This is a genomic window from Methanohalophilus euhalobius, from assembly GCF_900215215.1.
GTDB lineage: Archaea > Halobacteriota > Methanosarcinia > Methanosarcinales > Methanosarcinaceae > Methanohalophilus > Methanohalophilus euhalobius.
This window is the reverse complement of the sequence record NZ_OBDR01000003.1, coordinates 216198-229409: the sequence shown is the minus strand read 5'-3', so window position 1 is coordinate 229409 and position 13212 is coordinate 216198. Positions and strand designations below refer to the sequence as shown.

Genomic DNA, 13212 nt, shown 5'->3' with positions numbered 1-13212 from the left:
CCCGAACACAGAAGATAAGCCTGCCAGCGTTGTATACTGTACTAAAGTGCGAGAGCCTTTGGGAACTATGCATCGCTGCTGACTCAACTTATTGATACTTACCTGTTCTCAATTACGCACTTTTTTCAATATCTGTACTGCAATTATTTACCTGTTAGAGAAATCAATACTATATTTCAAATTTTACGCCAAGCCAAAGTTGAATGGATAAATGGTGTATAAGGCTTGGCAGTAAAGATATATTGAATATAGAACTATCTTTCCATTACGGGGTAGTTTCGTGACAATATCATCAATTATTTTTGTTTATAATGCAGATAGTGGCCTGTTGAATGAGATGAAAGATTATGTCCATAAAATAGTTTCACCTGCCAGTTATGGCTGTAAATTGTGTGCAATCACCTATGGCAGCAGAGGTATGAAAGATGAATGGAAGATTTTTATAGAACAGCTCGGCATTCCGGTTCGGTTCTTTCACAGGGATGAATTTGCTGGAAATTATGGAAATATTGAAGCATCCTTCCCATGTGGGTATATCGAAACGGAAAATGGCCTTGAGCTCTTTATATCTTCTGAGGAAATGAATAAACTGAACAATCTCAAAGAACTCAAGACACTTGTCAGGACAAAAATAAACAGCATATTGGGCTAATCACATGTCATTTAAGGCTGGAACCATCAGAAATTATATGGTTCTGACAAGGATTGGTAATTCGGTGTTTGCAACATTTTCTGTATTTCTTGCCGGTATCCTTTCTGAAGACGTGGCTGGCCATGTCATTGAGTATCTGCTGGCAGCATCAGTTGCAATTTTTCTTTTCACGGGCTCCTTTGCAATCAACGATTACTATGACCGTTTTACAGACAGGTTAAATGGGAAGATGGCGCGTCCTCTGGAAACGGTAATTTATCGGAAAAAAAGCCCTGCATTCCGGCCTGCTCTTTCTGGGCATTTCCCTTCTGTTATCTGTACCACTTGGACCTGTAATTCTGATTTTCATAGGTTTGAACATAGTGATATCGGTACTATACAGCATGCACCTAAAAAGGATCTTTCTCCTGAAAAATATCTCCATAGCTTATTGTTTCATGGCAACCATTCTGTTTGGTTCCATTATTTCTGATGTTGAAATAGAGCCTCTGGCAGGTTATTATATGCTTATGGCATTCCTTGCAGGTCTGGGTTATGAAATAATGATTGATATCCCTGATATGGAAGGTGACCGTGCCTGTGGAATCAGTACTCTGGCATGTTGTGTCTCCCCCCCGTGTTGCCGCAACGGTATCCTCTGCCCTATATTTGGTGGTTTTTCTTCTGGATCCATTGCCCTTTTTTGTGCAAATACACGGGGGTCTTTACTATGACCTTTTATTCCTTGTGCTGATCCTACCGGTATCATTGATGTATATCTTCATATCTAGGTTGCTGCTCAATAATCCCTCCCCGGAAAATGTATTGTTTCTCAGGTCCAGAACCCTTACAGTGATGCAGATTGGATCTGTTGCTTATCTAGTAGGTTTTATTGTGTAACTTTAACCATTATCTATAATTGATATTGGCTATAATCTCAGAAGGGGGTATAATAATTGAAAGAATATGACTTGATTATCATAGGTACTGGCTCGGGCATGAATTATGTGGGCTCCATCCTCCAGCAAAATCCGGAAATGAAGATTGCTGTTGTGGATAAGGATGAACCCGGTGGTATATGTCTAACACGGGGCTGCATTCCTTCAAAGATGCTTTTGTATCCGGCTGAACTTGTACGTGAAATAAAGTCCGCACAGAGATTTGGTATCTCTGCAAAGATTGAAGATATTGATTTTAAATCTATAATGGACAGGATGAGAAATGCCATTCACGCAGACATTGCTATGATACGTGAAGGCCTGGAATCCGATGATGTACTGGATTATTATCAGGGTGTTGCCCAATTTATTGCACCGTATACCCTGAAGATCGGGGCTGAAACTCTCAAAGCCCCAATGATTTTTCTCTGCACAGGTTCAAAACCCTTTGTGCCGCCTATAGAAGGGCTGGGTAATGTTACATATTTAACAAGTGATGAAGTGCTGGATATAGAATCTCTCCCTGAAAGCCTTGTGATTGTAGGAGCTGGCTACATAGCAGCTGAATACGGACACTTCTTTTCTGCCATGGGCTGCAGGGTCACTGTTATTGGTAATGGTCCGCGGGTTCTGCAACAGGAAGAGCCCGAAATATCCCTTCTTGCAAAAAGAAAGATGGAGCAATACTTGGATATCCATAACGGCTACAGGGTTGTCAGTGTAGAGGAGAATAAGGGTATGAAAAAAGTTAATGCGATAAATAATGAAGGTGCTGAAATCAGCATTGAAGCTGAACAAATCCTGTTGGCTACAGGCAGGGCCTCCAATTCCGATATTCTCCATCCTGAGAAAGGGGATATTGTTACCGATGAAAAAGGCTGGATAAGGGTTAATAAAAAGCTTGAAACAACCTGCAAGAATGTCTGGGCTTTCGGGGACTGTAATGGACAGCAGCTTTTCAAACATGTCGGAAACTATGAATCGACTGTTGTATTCCAGAATGCTATTCTCAGACAGGACATAAAGGTGAATTATCATGCCGTACCTCATGCTGTGTTTTCCTGGCCCGAGATAGCAGGCGCGGGGTTAAGTGAAGCAGAAGCAATTGAATCTTTCGGCGAAGAAAGTATTTCTATTGGTTTTGAGGAATTTGAAAATACAGGTAAAGGCCTTGCCATGGATTTGCATGATTATTTCGTGAAAGTGATTATTGAAGACAATTCTCAACAAATCCTTGGAATCCACATTATAGGGCCTCAGGCATCGGTACTTATACATCAGGTAATTCCTTTGATGTATGTGGATGGTCCCCAGACCCATCCGCTTGTACATTCAATGGACATACATCCTTCCCTGAGTGAAGTTGTAAAAAGAGCTTTTTATTCACAATACTCCATAGGGGAATATCATATGATCCTTAAGGAAAAAAAGCTTGAAAAATCTTAAAATAGGAAGGCTGTCCTCCTTTTTCAGGAAGACAGTTGCATAATTGCTTCGGCCAAGTCGCCGTTGGCATCTTTGAGTGCTTCTTTTGCTTTTTCTTCAGACACACCTGTCTGTTCGCTGACAAGCCTGACATCATCCTCGGGGATTTCAACTTCCCTTGCTACTTCCTCAGGAGTGCCGACGATCTGATATGTGTCGACTCCCTGTGCATTCATGATGCTTACGTTTGCATCATTAAATACAATGTCTTTGTCAGGGGTACGGATGATTACCTGCTCCACATCGGAAATTTCATCTACACTAATTCCCATCTGTTTCATCATCTGTTTCATCTTCTTTGGGTTCATACCCTTGCCGCCCATTCCTGGAATCATATATCATGTCTCCTTTTAAGGATGATGTCCTATTACTTGCAGTTATATATAACTTAGTGGCAACTGCCACCGCATGAACCGCACCCACTCATTTCACTGGGATTGTCGATGACAAATCCATTGCCCTGAGGGGTTTCTATGAAGTCGACTGTGGCTTCGGAAAGTTCTTCATTGATGTCATTTGCCATCACGATTTTTATTTCCTTGTCGGTGACAGTAACATCATCTTCTTTGGTTTCATTGTCAAGTGCCATACCATACTGTACACCACTGCAACCCATCCCTGCGACAAAAATCCTCAATGCGTGGTCTTTTTTGTCTTCCGATTCCATCAGGGTTCTAAGTTCTGTTGCTGCCTTTTCTGTTATCTCTATCATGTGTTCTCTCCTTAAGGGTCCGCTATGGTTCCCTTTAGCAATGGTGTATATATATAAATTTTTCCTATATATATTGTTCGCTCCAGTAGGAACAAATCACATTATTTCCACATCGTTATCGACCGGATTTAACAATACTTCCCCGTTAGTAGCGTTTATTTCCACCGAATTTCTTTTACCCTTAGCTTCCCATACAGGCAAATAAACCATCTCAATTTCCATTTCAATTTCTTTTTTGGAGGGAGAAATCCTTTTGTGTTCGGAAATTATAGCTTCACCTATAGTATTATCGAATTTGACATCCCGGGTGTACTGGTCAATTATTCTTTCATAGATAGCTTTGGTGGCATCTTCTTTTGTAATGATTGGGCTTTTGACTTCATAATCGTTGACTTCTACTTCTACCTGATTACTTATTTCAGGCAGATCAAAATCCTCAAATATTTCATTCATTGAGTTAAAGTATCCCTCTCCATTGCCTTCTATGTCTATTATCTTGGAGCGGAATTGTCTCTGCGCCTGAATCTCATAGGTATATTTCCACAAGGGTACAAACTTGAGTGCCGCATTCGTGACATCCCTCTGATGTGGCCTTGCTATTGATATTGCACGCTCGCCGGTAATATTTACAGGGGCACTTTGCAAGTCGATTACCTTGTTTTCAACTGAAGGTGCTTCGACGTCAGGTTTCACCTCAGGTTTGTTTTCAATTGCTCTATTTTCCACTTCGTTTTTGTTGCCGGAAAACACATCTGGTTTCTTTTTCTTGTCATCAGCGATGATATATTCTTCAGTGGTTTTTTCGACAGGGGCACTTTGTCCTCCCAGTTCAAGATTTTCCCCCTCGATGTCTGCAAGCACAGCGTTACCTATCTGGTATGCAAGTTCTTCCCTGTCCCATACAATAACCCCTTTTTGATTTGCAAATTCAATCTGTTCCTGAGAAGCATTTTCTGTTGCTACTATTAGACCGGCTCCATCGCAGATATTGTATGCAAAATCTTCAATACATGATGTATTCAGGAGATTGCTGAATTTTATATACATTTTCTTTTCATCTTTTTCTGCGATCAGGTCAGCGATACTGGAGTCCACTATCCTGTATCCAGATGATGTGAAAATGTCCTTCAATATTTGTGTAACGTTTTGTTTCATTTTTCCACCTGTTTGAATTATCAATTTTGAGGTATCCTCGTAATAGTTTTAAGCTCAATCTCCTTTCCTTTCCCGCATTCTGAATTCAATGTCACAGACATCTTTATGATTATTTTCAATTATGTTGGCATGCATGTCAGGGATATTGATATATTTAAATCTCCAATTCTTTTATATATTGATTCCTCTTAGTTTTTATAGTTATAGTTTTATTTACGGCGATTAGATGATAGCTATAGATGACATGAAATTCAAAGATAACCTTATTCCGGCAATTGTACAGGACGATGAAACCGGGGATGTATTGATGTTTGCATACATGAATCGCGAATCCCTTGAAAAAACCCTTGATAGTGGTATTGCACACTACTGGAGCCGCAGTCGTGGGAAGTTGTGGAAAAAGGGGGAGAGTTCCGGGCACATTCAATATGTAAAGGACATCCTTGTGGATTGTGATATGGATACCCTGCTCCTGAAAGTAAGGCAGGATGGGGGGGCCTGCCATGTGGGTTACAGGTCATGTTTTTACAGGAATATCAATGGAGATATAGTTGGTGAAAGGGTCTTTGATCCTGATGATGTCTACTGATTCGTACTCACGATGCAATTAAATTAAATATCTTCGTATCATAGCAATAATTATGGATAATCCTAAAGCTCTGAAGATCGTACCCGATACAAGCGTAGTTATAGATGGCCGAGTTTCCCAAAAGGTGAAGGAGGGAGAGTACAGGGGAGCAAAGCTTCTGATCCCCGAAGCTGTAGTGGCCGAATTGGAAGCCCAGGCAAACAGGGGGCTTGAGATTGGGCAAACGGGGCTGGAAGAACTTAACCAGCTTAATCAGTTTGAACAGGAAGGTCTTATAGAGCTTGATTTTGTGGGCGAGCGCCCCAGTCTTGAGCAGGTGCAACTTGCAAAGGGAGGGGAAATAGATGCCCTTATACGATCAACTGCAGAGGATTTTGATGCACTTTTTGTCACGGGGGACAGACTCCAGGCGGACTTTGGTCGTGCCAGGGGACTGGAGGTGGAGTACATTCATCCACCTTCGGCTGAGTTTATTCCTCTGCACATAGAGAATTTCTTCACTGATGACACGATGTCGTTACACCTGAAAAACAAAGTATCCCCAATGGCCAAAAGAGGCAGTATAGGGGATGTGAGATTTGAAAAAATCCGGGATGAACCCTGCAGTTATAGTGAACTGCACCAGATGTCCAGAGAACTTCTGGAGAGGGCCCGTGCTGACAATGAATCTTTTATTGAAATGTCTATGGGAGGGGCTTCCGTTCTGCAGATTCGTAATATGAGGATTGCTATCTCACAGACACCATTCTCTGATGACATTGAAATTACCGCTGTGCGTCCGGTAGCTTCTGTGAAATTCGATGAATACAGGCTCAGTGAGCAGCTTAAGGAACGTGTGAATATGCAGAGGGGTATCCTGATCTCAGGACCTCCCGGGGCGGGCAAATCAACTTTTGCAGCCGGGCTTGCTATATATTTGCATGAAAGTGGTTATGTTGTAAAGACTATGGAATCCCCCAGGGATCTTCAGGTGCCCCGCGAGATTACCCAGTATGCCCCGCTGGATGGTGATATGGCCAATACTGCAGATGTCCTTTTGCTTGTGAGGCCGGATTATACGATTTATGATGAGGTCAGAAAAAGCCGGGATTTCGGTATATTTGCTGACATGAGGCTTGCTGGTGTGGGCATGGTCGGTGTAGTACATGCCAACAGGGCAGTAGATGCCGTACAGCGTCTGATTGGAAGGGTTGAGCTGGGAGTGATTCCACAGGTAGTCGATACGGTTGTATTTATCGAAAAAGGAGAAGTTGCAAAGGTCCAGATACTGGATTTCACTGTAAAGGTTCCTTCTGGTATGACCGAAGCTGATCTTGCAAGACCGGTAATCACAGTGTCGGATTTTGAAACAGGCAAAGTGGAATATGAGATTTACACCTATGGTGAGCAGGTAGTTGTGATGCCTGTTGCACTGGAATTCAAGAAACCTGCCTGGAACCTGGCCGAAGGCGAAATACGTGAGGTTGTGGAAAATTATGTCAGTGGTCCGGTAGAAGTGGAAATGGTGAATGATAGTAAGGCTGTTGTGCGGGTTTTTGAACATGATGTCCCAAAAGTAATAGGAAAAGGGGGCTCTGTGATTGACCGCATTGAAAAAATGCTGGGAGTACATATCGATGTACGCCAGTTTGATGGCCAATCCAAAAGGCAAGTTCCTATGGAAGTCAGGCCGGTAGTCGAGCATACGAAGAAACATGTTGTACTTTCAGCTCCGGAACTGGCTAAGACCGATGTGGAGGTTTTTGTCGGTGAGCAATACCTTTTCACTGCAACCGTGAGCAGGCACGGGGATATCAAGGTACGTAAAGGTTCTCCGATTGCTGATGAGATTGTTGATGGCATCGGTGAGGGTTATCCGGTATTAATTAAAATATTGTAAGTTCAATTGTTATCAATTTTTGAATATATGGCATGTAGCCCTTCAAGGGTTGCATATCCTTTTTTTGATATGTAGTAATCACCTCTTTCTCCCTGCTGGACTATCATCTGTGTATCCAGGAGTTTTTGCAGGTGGAACAGGAGATTTCCTCCTCTCAGGTTGGTAATTTTGGACAGTTCTGAGAATCCTCTGGGGGTTGCTGCAAGAGCTTTTAGTATGGATAATCGTTGTTTGTTTGCCACAGGTTCGCAGATGGCAGATACTACTTCGACAGGCAATTCATCTGCCTTTTGCTCCCTGTTCTGGCGATCATATATCTGCAGGGATTGCATTACATCTACCTGCTTCCGGTAGAGGTTATTTACATGTGAGAAACACTGGTCGCACATTGGCATACCGGTCATTTTACGTAGGTTTTCTATCTCTTTCCAGTATTTTTCAATAGTTTCCTTCTTCACATCATCCTTGCTTATGAGGTAGGAGGTTTCTCCTAGCAGTTCATTGAATTTTTGTTCACAGAAGTCCCGCATCTTACAATCCTTGATCATCTTTTCCCTCAGGCACGATTCGATATCCTTGTTGATATATTCAATCAAAACTCTGGAAAAATTCTTTTTAATATCAGATGCAAGTTGTTCTACAATATTGCGGTTGGAATTTTCGAGGAAACGGTTGAATTCCTTCCTCATGGAAGTGATTTCCTGTCTAATTTCGTCAAGTTCCTGATGGTCTGGAGGGTGGTTGCTTTGTTTTTTCCTGTCATGCATGTTATTTACATTCCTATGTAAGGTTATTTTTATGTACAAATATGCTTTTAATACATTTTACTGACGATCAAGTATATATTAATATACTCCCTTTTGATAATTGGTGATATACAATGTCTGTAAAAGAAGATATACGCGCTCAGATTAAAGGCGCCCTTGAGAATGCACCGTTTCCGATAAAAACTCCTGAAGCCCTCCTGGCAGCTTTTCCTGCAGGGGCGGACACAACCTGCAAATCCGGGGATGTAGAGATTACCGCCGGCGAAGCAGGCGGCTTGCTCAAGGAAAGCGATTTCCCGTTTACCAGTGCCCAACAGGTAGCTGATTTACTTGTTGACAGGGCAGGCCTGTAAATCAGGGGATCATATCAATCCCCTCTTTTTTGATTCATCTTCGTGTCTTTTTTACCCGGCAAACCATCATCCTAATATAGAATTGCCAACAATTTACACAGCCAGGAGTTATAGTTATGAGAGTCTCTATTGTAGGTTCAGGTTATGTGGGTTCGGTTACAGCAGCCTGTTTTGCTGAACTTGGTCATGAAGTGATATGTATAGACATTGATGAAGAAAAAGTAAGGCAAATCAATGATGGTTATCCTCCTGTTTGGGAAGCAGGACTGGAAGAGCTTATGAACAAGCATGTGGGCAAACGCCTGATTGCCACTTCTGATTATGATTATGCTGTACAGAATACCGATGTATCTTTTATTTGTGTGGGCACACCTTCCTCAGATAACGGTGAGATTGATCTTTCGATAGTCGCCGCTGCAAGTAAGAGTCTTGGGGAATCAATTGGGTCCAAAAATGCTTATCATACCGTAGTGGTGAAAAGTACGGTTGTGCCCGGTACGACAGAAGGGGTAGTTCGTTCCATTCTGGAGGACTATTCCGGACGTAAGGCGGGGGATACCCTTGGGCTTGCCATGAATCCTGAATTCCTGCGTGAAGGCCGAGCTGTGCATGATTTCCTGAATCCCGATAAAATAGTGGTAGGCTCCCTTGACAGACGTTCCGATTCCATCGTGTCCGATCTTTACAGGGATATTGATTGTGAGGTAACCAGCGTAAATATACGTACAGCAGAGATGATCAAGTACGTGAATAATGCTTTTCTGGCAACCAAGATATCTTTTGCCAACGAGGTGGGCAACATCTGCAAACGCCTGGGTATTGATACCTATGAGGTTATGGATGCGGTAGGCAGGGATTTCCGTATCAATCCGGCTTTTTTGAATAGTGGGGCGGGTTTTGGTGGTTCATGTTTCCCCAAAGATGTCCGTGCCCTGATCGGAAGTGCAAAGGACCTGGATTATTATCCTTCCCTGCTGGAATCAGTAATTGAGGTCAATGAACTGCAACCTCTCCAGCTGGTTGAGATCCTCGAGGACAAACTACCGGATATTAAAGATAAAAAGATTGCCGTGCTGGGCCTGGCTTTCAAGAACGATACCGATGATATACGTGAATCCCGTTCGATCCCCGTTATCAGGAAATTGCTGGAAAAAGGGGCGGATATTCATGCCTATGATCCCCTTGCCACCGATAACATGAAAAAGGTCTTTCCCGACATCACCTATGCATCCAGTGCACAGGAAGCTCTTGAGGGTGCACAGGCCTGTCTGTTAATGACCGAATGGGACGAGTTCAGAAAACTTAACACTGAATTTGATTCGATGGACAGGAAACTTCTGGTTGACGGGCGCTATCTTTTAGATCCTGAAGAACTGGAGGATGTGGAGTACGAGGGGTTATGCTGGTGAGCATTGTTCGATACATTGATGTATCAAAACCCTTTTTTATCTGACATGAAACAAATAACCATCATTGATTATGGCCTTGGCAATCTCAGGAGTGTCCAGAAAGGGCTGGAACATGCCAAATCTTCTGTAAATATCTCAATAGACCCCTCAGATATCGAGAACAGTGATGGGGTCGTACTGCCCGGTGTAGGGGCATTCAGTGATGCCATGAGCAACATCGAGCCTTTCCTGGATGTTCTTTACGATTATGTCGAATCAGGCAAACCCCTGCTTGGCATTTGTCTGGGTCACCAGATGCTTATGACAAATTCCGAGGAAGGAGGCATGCGGGACGGGCTGGGTTTCATTCCCGGCAGTGTTGTTCGTTTTCCCCATAGTAAACTTAAAGTTCCACATATGGGATGGAATTCCATTAATATGACACAGCAACATCCTATCTATGAGGGCATCGAAAATGATTCCTATGTCTATTTTGTACATTCCTATTATGTGAGTACTGACGATGATCATACTCTCGCTTCCTGTGAATATGGTGTGCAGTTTGCTGCATCCGTTGTTAATGAAGAAGGCAATGTAATAGGGACCCAGTTCCATCCGGAGAAGAGCGGTGAAGTTGGGTTGAGGATATTGAGTAATTTTGTTAAAATGTGCTGAGGATTAATCATGGATATTGAAGGCTATGCCAGGCATGCCCTGCTTCGTGGAGAAGACGGGATTGCCGAAAAACTTGCAGAACGTATCATGGAAATAAAGGACACCGACAGACAGCATGCTATTGCACTGGCAAAAGCAGCCATTGAAGAAGCCAGAGCAACCCTGGATGTAAAGGGAGATGTACTATCCCCGATCACTTCAGGCGTAACTATGGGTCAGTTCGGGGTAGGTTCCAGGGGCACAGGCGATTTCTATGCCCATGAAAAAATTGCTGAGGTAATAGGTAGCACCAAAGCTGCAGTAGACAGCACCCATCTGGATGATTCCGGAGCTGTGCAGATGGAAGGAGGGGATTTCCTCATAGTCACAATCGATGGCATTCATTCCAGATTGAGTGATTTTCCTTTCCTTGCAGGTTTCCATGTAGCCCGGGCTTCTTTGAGGGATGTTTATGTAATGGGTTCCAGGCCCCTTGCCCTGCTTTCGGATATCCATGTGGCCGATGACGGGGATGTAGCAAAGATATTCGACCATGTCGCAGGTATCACTGCAGTATCGGAACTTACAGACATCCCTCTTGTGACCGGAAGTACCCTGCGTATTGGAGGGGATATGGTAATCGGAGATCGAATGACCGGTGGTGTCGGTGCTGTGGGTGTCGCTTCCGCGATGACTGCAAGGGAGAGGGCCGATATCGGGGATGTGATTCTCATGACCGAAGGTGCAGGCGGCGGAACTATTTCCACAACCGCTCTCTATTACGGGATGCATGATGTGGTGGATGAGACCATCAATATCAAATTCCTCCAGGCATGCGAGGCACTCCTTGAAAAAGACCTGGATAAAAAAGTACATGCCATGACCGATGTTACCAACGGAGGGGTACGCGGTGATGCCAAGGAAATCTCAAGGACTGCAGGAGTCAAGCTCGTCTTTGAAGAGGAAAATATGCGTGGGCTCGTAAATCCCCGGGTCTTAGGTATGCTTGAAAGCCTCAATATAGATTATCTGGGTGTATCACTGGACTCCCTTCTCTTGATAGTCCCTCCTGAACACGAGCAGGAAATTCTTGAAACCGTTCAAAATGCCGGTGTCGATATTGCAACAGTTGGTTATGTTGAAAAAGGACAAGGTGCCGAGCTTGTGATTGACGGCCAGCGCCGGGACTTCACGCCACGTTTCCGTGAATCTGCCTATACACCAATTAAGAAGATGGTCGGAGATACAACTCCCGATGATTTCGAAGCAATGTGCAAAGCGATTGACCGGGCGGCTGAAGAGGCTATATCCAAAAAGAGACATATTGTGGAGATGTTGGGGAAGCAGTGATTACTTCCCCTTAAACTTACGTACAATGAGTACGGGTCCGTCTTTTTCCAGTATTTCCACTTTTTCTTCCGGGTTGATGGTGTCTTCAGAGCGGGCTTTCCAGTATTCTCCGCTATATCGTACATAACCCGGGCTCCCTTCGGATATTGGATCTATAGCCTCGGCAATTTCACCGTTCATTTCTTCACCAATAATTGGCTTGCGTCCCTTGGCCTGTACTACTTTGTATATTGCAAAGGCAAAGAATAGTCCGATTATTATTGTGGGTATAACAATATAGAACATCATACTCCTCTGTACGTCTGCCGGTGTATACCAGCGAGGGAAATCCATGGGTATCAGGAATATACTGCCTGCTATCAGGCACACAATCCCTGCAATACCGAATATGCCAAATCCCGGCGCCTGCAATTCGAGAATAAGCAGGACCACCCCCACACCAATCAAAAACAGTGCTGCTACATTGACATCAAAACCCATTCCAATCAGGCCCAGAGCTATAAGAATTGCACCGAAAATTTCCGCACCTGCTCCCGGGCTGGAAATTCCCAGGACAATGGCATAAATGCCTATCATTAGCAGCAGGGAAGAAATAATGGGATTGGAAATTATGTTCATGAGGTACAGGTTCAGGCCTGGCTCATAATTGACAATATTCGCACCAGAGGTGTTGAGTTGCCTGTTCTTGATAGTTTCTCCGTCCACCTGTTCAAGCAGATCGGGGATATCTTCTGCTATATACTCGACAACATTGTTGTTTTTTGCTTCCTCAGCGTTTAGGTTGAGATTTTCAGTGATAAATAACTCCGCAGCGGTCACATTCCTGTCATGCTTGCTTGCTTTTTCCTTGGATAGGGCAACGATGGCATTTATTGTCTTAGAATCGTTGATGGGCTCTGAGCCACCGGCAGGCGATGCCTGTACAGGCTGGGCCGAACCAATCACAGTGAATGGTGTCATGGCAGCGATATCGGTGCTGATAAGGATCAGTGTGCCGGCAGACCATGCTTTTGTTCCTTCTGGATATACGTAGCCGATTACAGGCACAGGTGAGGCATCAATGCTTTCTATTATGTTGAGGGTTTCCTGCAGACCTCCTCCAGGGGTATTCAGGGTAATTACAAGTGCCTCATAATCCTCGCTTTCAGCAATTGCCAGTGCATTGTTTACCATATCATCGGATACCGTTGTGATGGAATCTGACATCTCAAGTATCAGTACTTTTTCACAGCTGGCAGTTGATGCGGCTGATATCAATAGTAAAAATGCAAAAAGAAATAGGGAAAGGGTTTTGATCCTCATGGATCACCC

Annotated in this window: 14 protein-coding genes and 1 rRNA gene; 10 read left to right on the top strand and 5 right to left on the bottom strand. The window is 43.7% G+C overall.

The window, feature by feature from the left end:
* The 4 genes from rrf to CP947_RS05065 form a co-directional block, all read left to right on the top strand.
* A 5S ribosomal RNA gene (gene rrf / locus CP947_RS05080) occupies positions 1 to 84 on the top strand; the annotation flags it as partial.
* 196 nt (positions 85 to 280) lie between these two features.
* Entirely contained in the window at positions 281 to 652 is a 372-nt protein-coding gene (locus tag CP947_RS05075) for a hypothetical protein (RefSeq protein ID WP_096712141.1), read from the top strand.
* A gap of 257 nt (positions 653 to 909) precedes the next feature.
* Positions 910 to 1365: a UbiA family prenyltransferase gene (locus CP947_RS05070; protein ID WP_096712140.1), complete on the top strand. Its 456-nt coding sequence runs from the start codon at positions 910 to 912 to the stop codon at positions 1363 to 1365.
* Positions 1366 to 1587: 222 nt separating this feature from the next.
* On the top strand, positions 1588 to 3015 hold the full coding sequence (locus tag CP947_RS05065; protein ID WP_096712139.1) for a dihydrolipoyl dehydrogenase: 1428 nt from the start codon (positions 1588 to 1590) through the stop codon (positions 3013 to 3015).
* 23 nt (positions 3016 to 3038) lie between these two features.
* On the opposite strand, the gene CP947_RS05060 is transcribed toward CP947_RS05065, so the two are convergent.
* The 3 genes from CP947_RS05060 to CP947_RS05050 all read right to left on the bottom strand — a co-directional run bounded on the left by CP947_RS05060 (position 3039) and on the right by CP947_RS05050 (position 4921).
* Positions 3039 to 3389, bottom strand: a complete 351-nt coding sequence (locus CP947_RS05060) for a nascent polypeptide-associated complex protein (RefSeq protein ID WP_096712138.1) — start codon at positions 3387 to 3389, stop codon at positions 3039 to 3041.
* A 53-nt stretch (positions 3390 to 3442) separates the two neighbouring features.
* Positions 3443 to 3766 carry a HesB/IscA family protein gene (locus CP947_RS05055; protein WP_013038371.1) on the bottom strand — a complete coding sequence of 108 codons (324 nt, stop codon included), beginning with the start codon at positions 3764 to 3766 and terminating at the stop codon, positions 3443 to 3445.
* Positions 3767 to 3862: 96 nt separating this feature from the next.
* Positions 3863 to 4921: a hypothetical protein gene (locus CP947_RS05050; RefSeq protein WP_096712137.1), complete on the bottom strand. Its 1059-nt coding sequence runs from the start codon at positions 4919 to 4921 to the stop codon at positions 3863 to 3865.
* A gap of 226 nt (positions 4922 to 5147) precedes the next feature.
* On the opposite strand from CP947_RS05050, the gene hisI reads away from it, so the two are divergent.
* Both hisI and CP947_RS05040 read left to right on the top strand, forming a co-directional pair.
* Complete coding sequence (gene hisI / locus CP947_RS05045; protein ID WP_096712136.1) at positions 5148 to 5510, top strand: phosphoribosyl-AMP cyclohydrolase; 363 nt, start codon at positions 5148 to 5150, stop codon at positions 5508 to 5510.
* Between the two features lie 52 nt (positions 5511 to 5562).
* Positions 5563 to 7389 (top strand): PINc/VapC family ATPase, encoded by a 1827-nt coding sequence (locus CP947_RS05040; RefSeq protein WP_096712135.1) that lies wholly within the window; start codon positions 5563 to 5565, stop codon positions 7387 to 7389.
* A 2-nt stretch (positions 7390 to 7391) separates the two neighbouring features.
* Here the strand turns inward: CP947_RS05040 and CP947_RS05035 are convergent, their stop codons facing one another.
* Positions 7392 to 8156, bottom strand: coding sequence for a winged helix-turn-helix domain-containing protein (locus CP947_RS05035; RefSeq protein WP_096712134.1), 765 nt, complete (start codon positions 8154 to 8156; stop codon positions 7392 to 7394).
* A gap of 113 nt (positions 8157 to 8269) precedes the next feature.
* Here CP947_RS05035 and CP947_RS05030 point away from each other — a divergent pair, with 113 nt between their 5' ends.
* The 4 genes from CP947_RS05030 (at position 8270) to CP947_RS05015 (ending at position 11901) form a co-directional block, all read left to right on the top strand.
* Positions 8270 to 8509, top strand: a complete 240-nt coding sequence (locus tag CP947_RS05030) for an MTH865 family protein (protein WP_096712133.1) — start codon at positions 8270 to 8272, stop codon at positions 8507 to 8509.
* A 116-nt stretch (positions 8510 to 8625) separates the two neighbouring features.
* Positions 8626 to 9918: a UDP-glucose dehydrogenase family protein gene (locus tag CP947_RS05025; protein ID WP_096712132.1), complete on the top strand. Its 1293-nt coding sequence runs from the start codon at positions 8626 to 8628 to the stop codon at positions 9916 to 9918.
* Positions 9919 to 9963: 45 nt separating this feature from the next.
* Complete coding sequence (hisH, locus tag CP947_RS05020) at positions 9964 to 10572, top strand: imidazole glycerol phosphate synthase subunit HisH (protein ID WP_096712159.1); 609 nt, start codon at positions 9964 to 9966, stop codon at positions 10570 to 10572.
* Between the two features lie 9 nt (positions 10573 to 10581).
* Positions 10582 to 11901 (top strand): AIR synthase-related protein, encoded by a 1320-nt coding sequence (locus tag CP947_RS05015; RefSeq protein ID WP_096712131.1) that lies wholly within the window; start codon positions 10582 to 10584, stop codon positions 11899 to 11901.
* Here CP947_RS05015 and CP947_RS05010 read toward each other — a convergent pair whose 3' ends face one another.
* Complete coding sequence (locus CP947_RS05010) at positions 11902 to 13203, bottom strand: NfeD family protein (protein ID WP_096712130.1); 1302 nt, start codon at positions 13201 to 13203, stop codon at positions 11902 to 11904.
* Positions 13204 to 13212: the final 9 nt, after the last annotated feature.

What these genes read in the sequence shown, in the direction of transcription:
- hisH (WP_096712159.1), top strand. Translation starts at nt 9,964, where the DNA reads ATGAAACAAATAACCATCATTGATTATGGCCTTGGCAATCTCAGGAGT.
- CP947_RS05010 (WP_096712130.1), bottom strand. Translation starts at nt 13,203, where the DNA reads ATGAGGATCAAAACCCTTTCCCTATTTCTTTTTGCATTTTTACTATTG.
- CP947_RS05060 (WP_096712138.1), bottom strand. Translation starts at nt 3,389, where the DNA reads ATGATTCCAGGAATGGGCGGCAAGGGTATGAACCCAAAGAAGATGAAA.
- CP947_RS05025 (WP_096712132.1), top strand. Translation starts at nt 8,626, where the DNA reads ATGAGAGTCTCTATTGTAGGTTCAGGTTATGTGGGTTCGGTTACAGCA.
- CP947_RS05055 (WP_013038371.1), bottom strand. Translation starts at nt 3,766, where the DNA reads ATGATAGAGATAACAGAAAAGGCAGCAACAGAACTTAGAACCCTGATG.
- CP947_RS05030 (WP_096712133.1), top strand. Translation starts at nt 8,270, where the DNA reads ATGTCTGTAAAAGAAGATATACGCGCTCAGATTAAAGGCGCCCTTGAG.
- hisI (WP_096712136.1), top strand. Translation starts at nt 5,148, where the DNA reads ATGATAGCTATAGATGACATGAAATTCAAAGATAACCTTATTCCGGCA.
- CP947_RS05035 (WP_096712134.1), bottom strand. Translation starts at nt 8,156, where the DNA reads ATGCATGACAGGAAAAAACAAAGCAACCACCCTCCAGACCATCAGGAA.
- CP947_RS05040 (WP_096712135.1), top strand. Translation starts at nt 5,563, where the DNA reads ATGGATAATCCTAAAGCTCTGAAGATCGTACCCGATACAAGCGTAGTT.
- CP947_RS05050 (WP_096712137.1), bottom strand. Translation starts at nt 4,921, where the DNA reads ATGAAACAAAACGTTACACAAATATTGAAGGACATTTTCACATCATCT.
- CP947_RS05015 (WP_096712131.1), top strand. Translation starts at nt 10,582, where the DNA reads ATGGATATTGAAGGCTATGCCAGGCATGCCCTGCTTCGTGGAGAAGAC.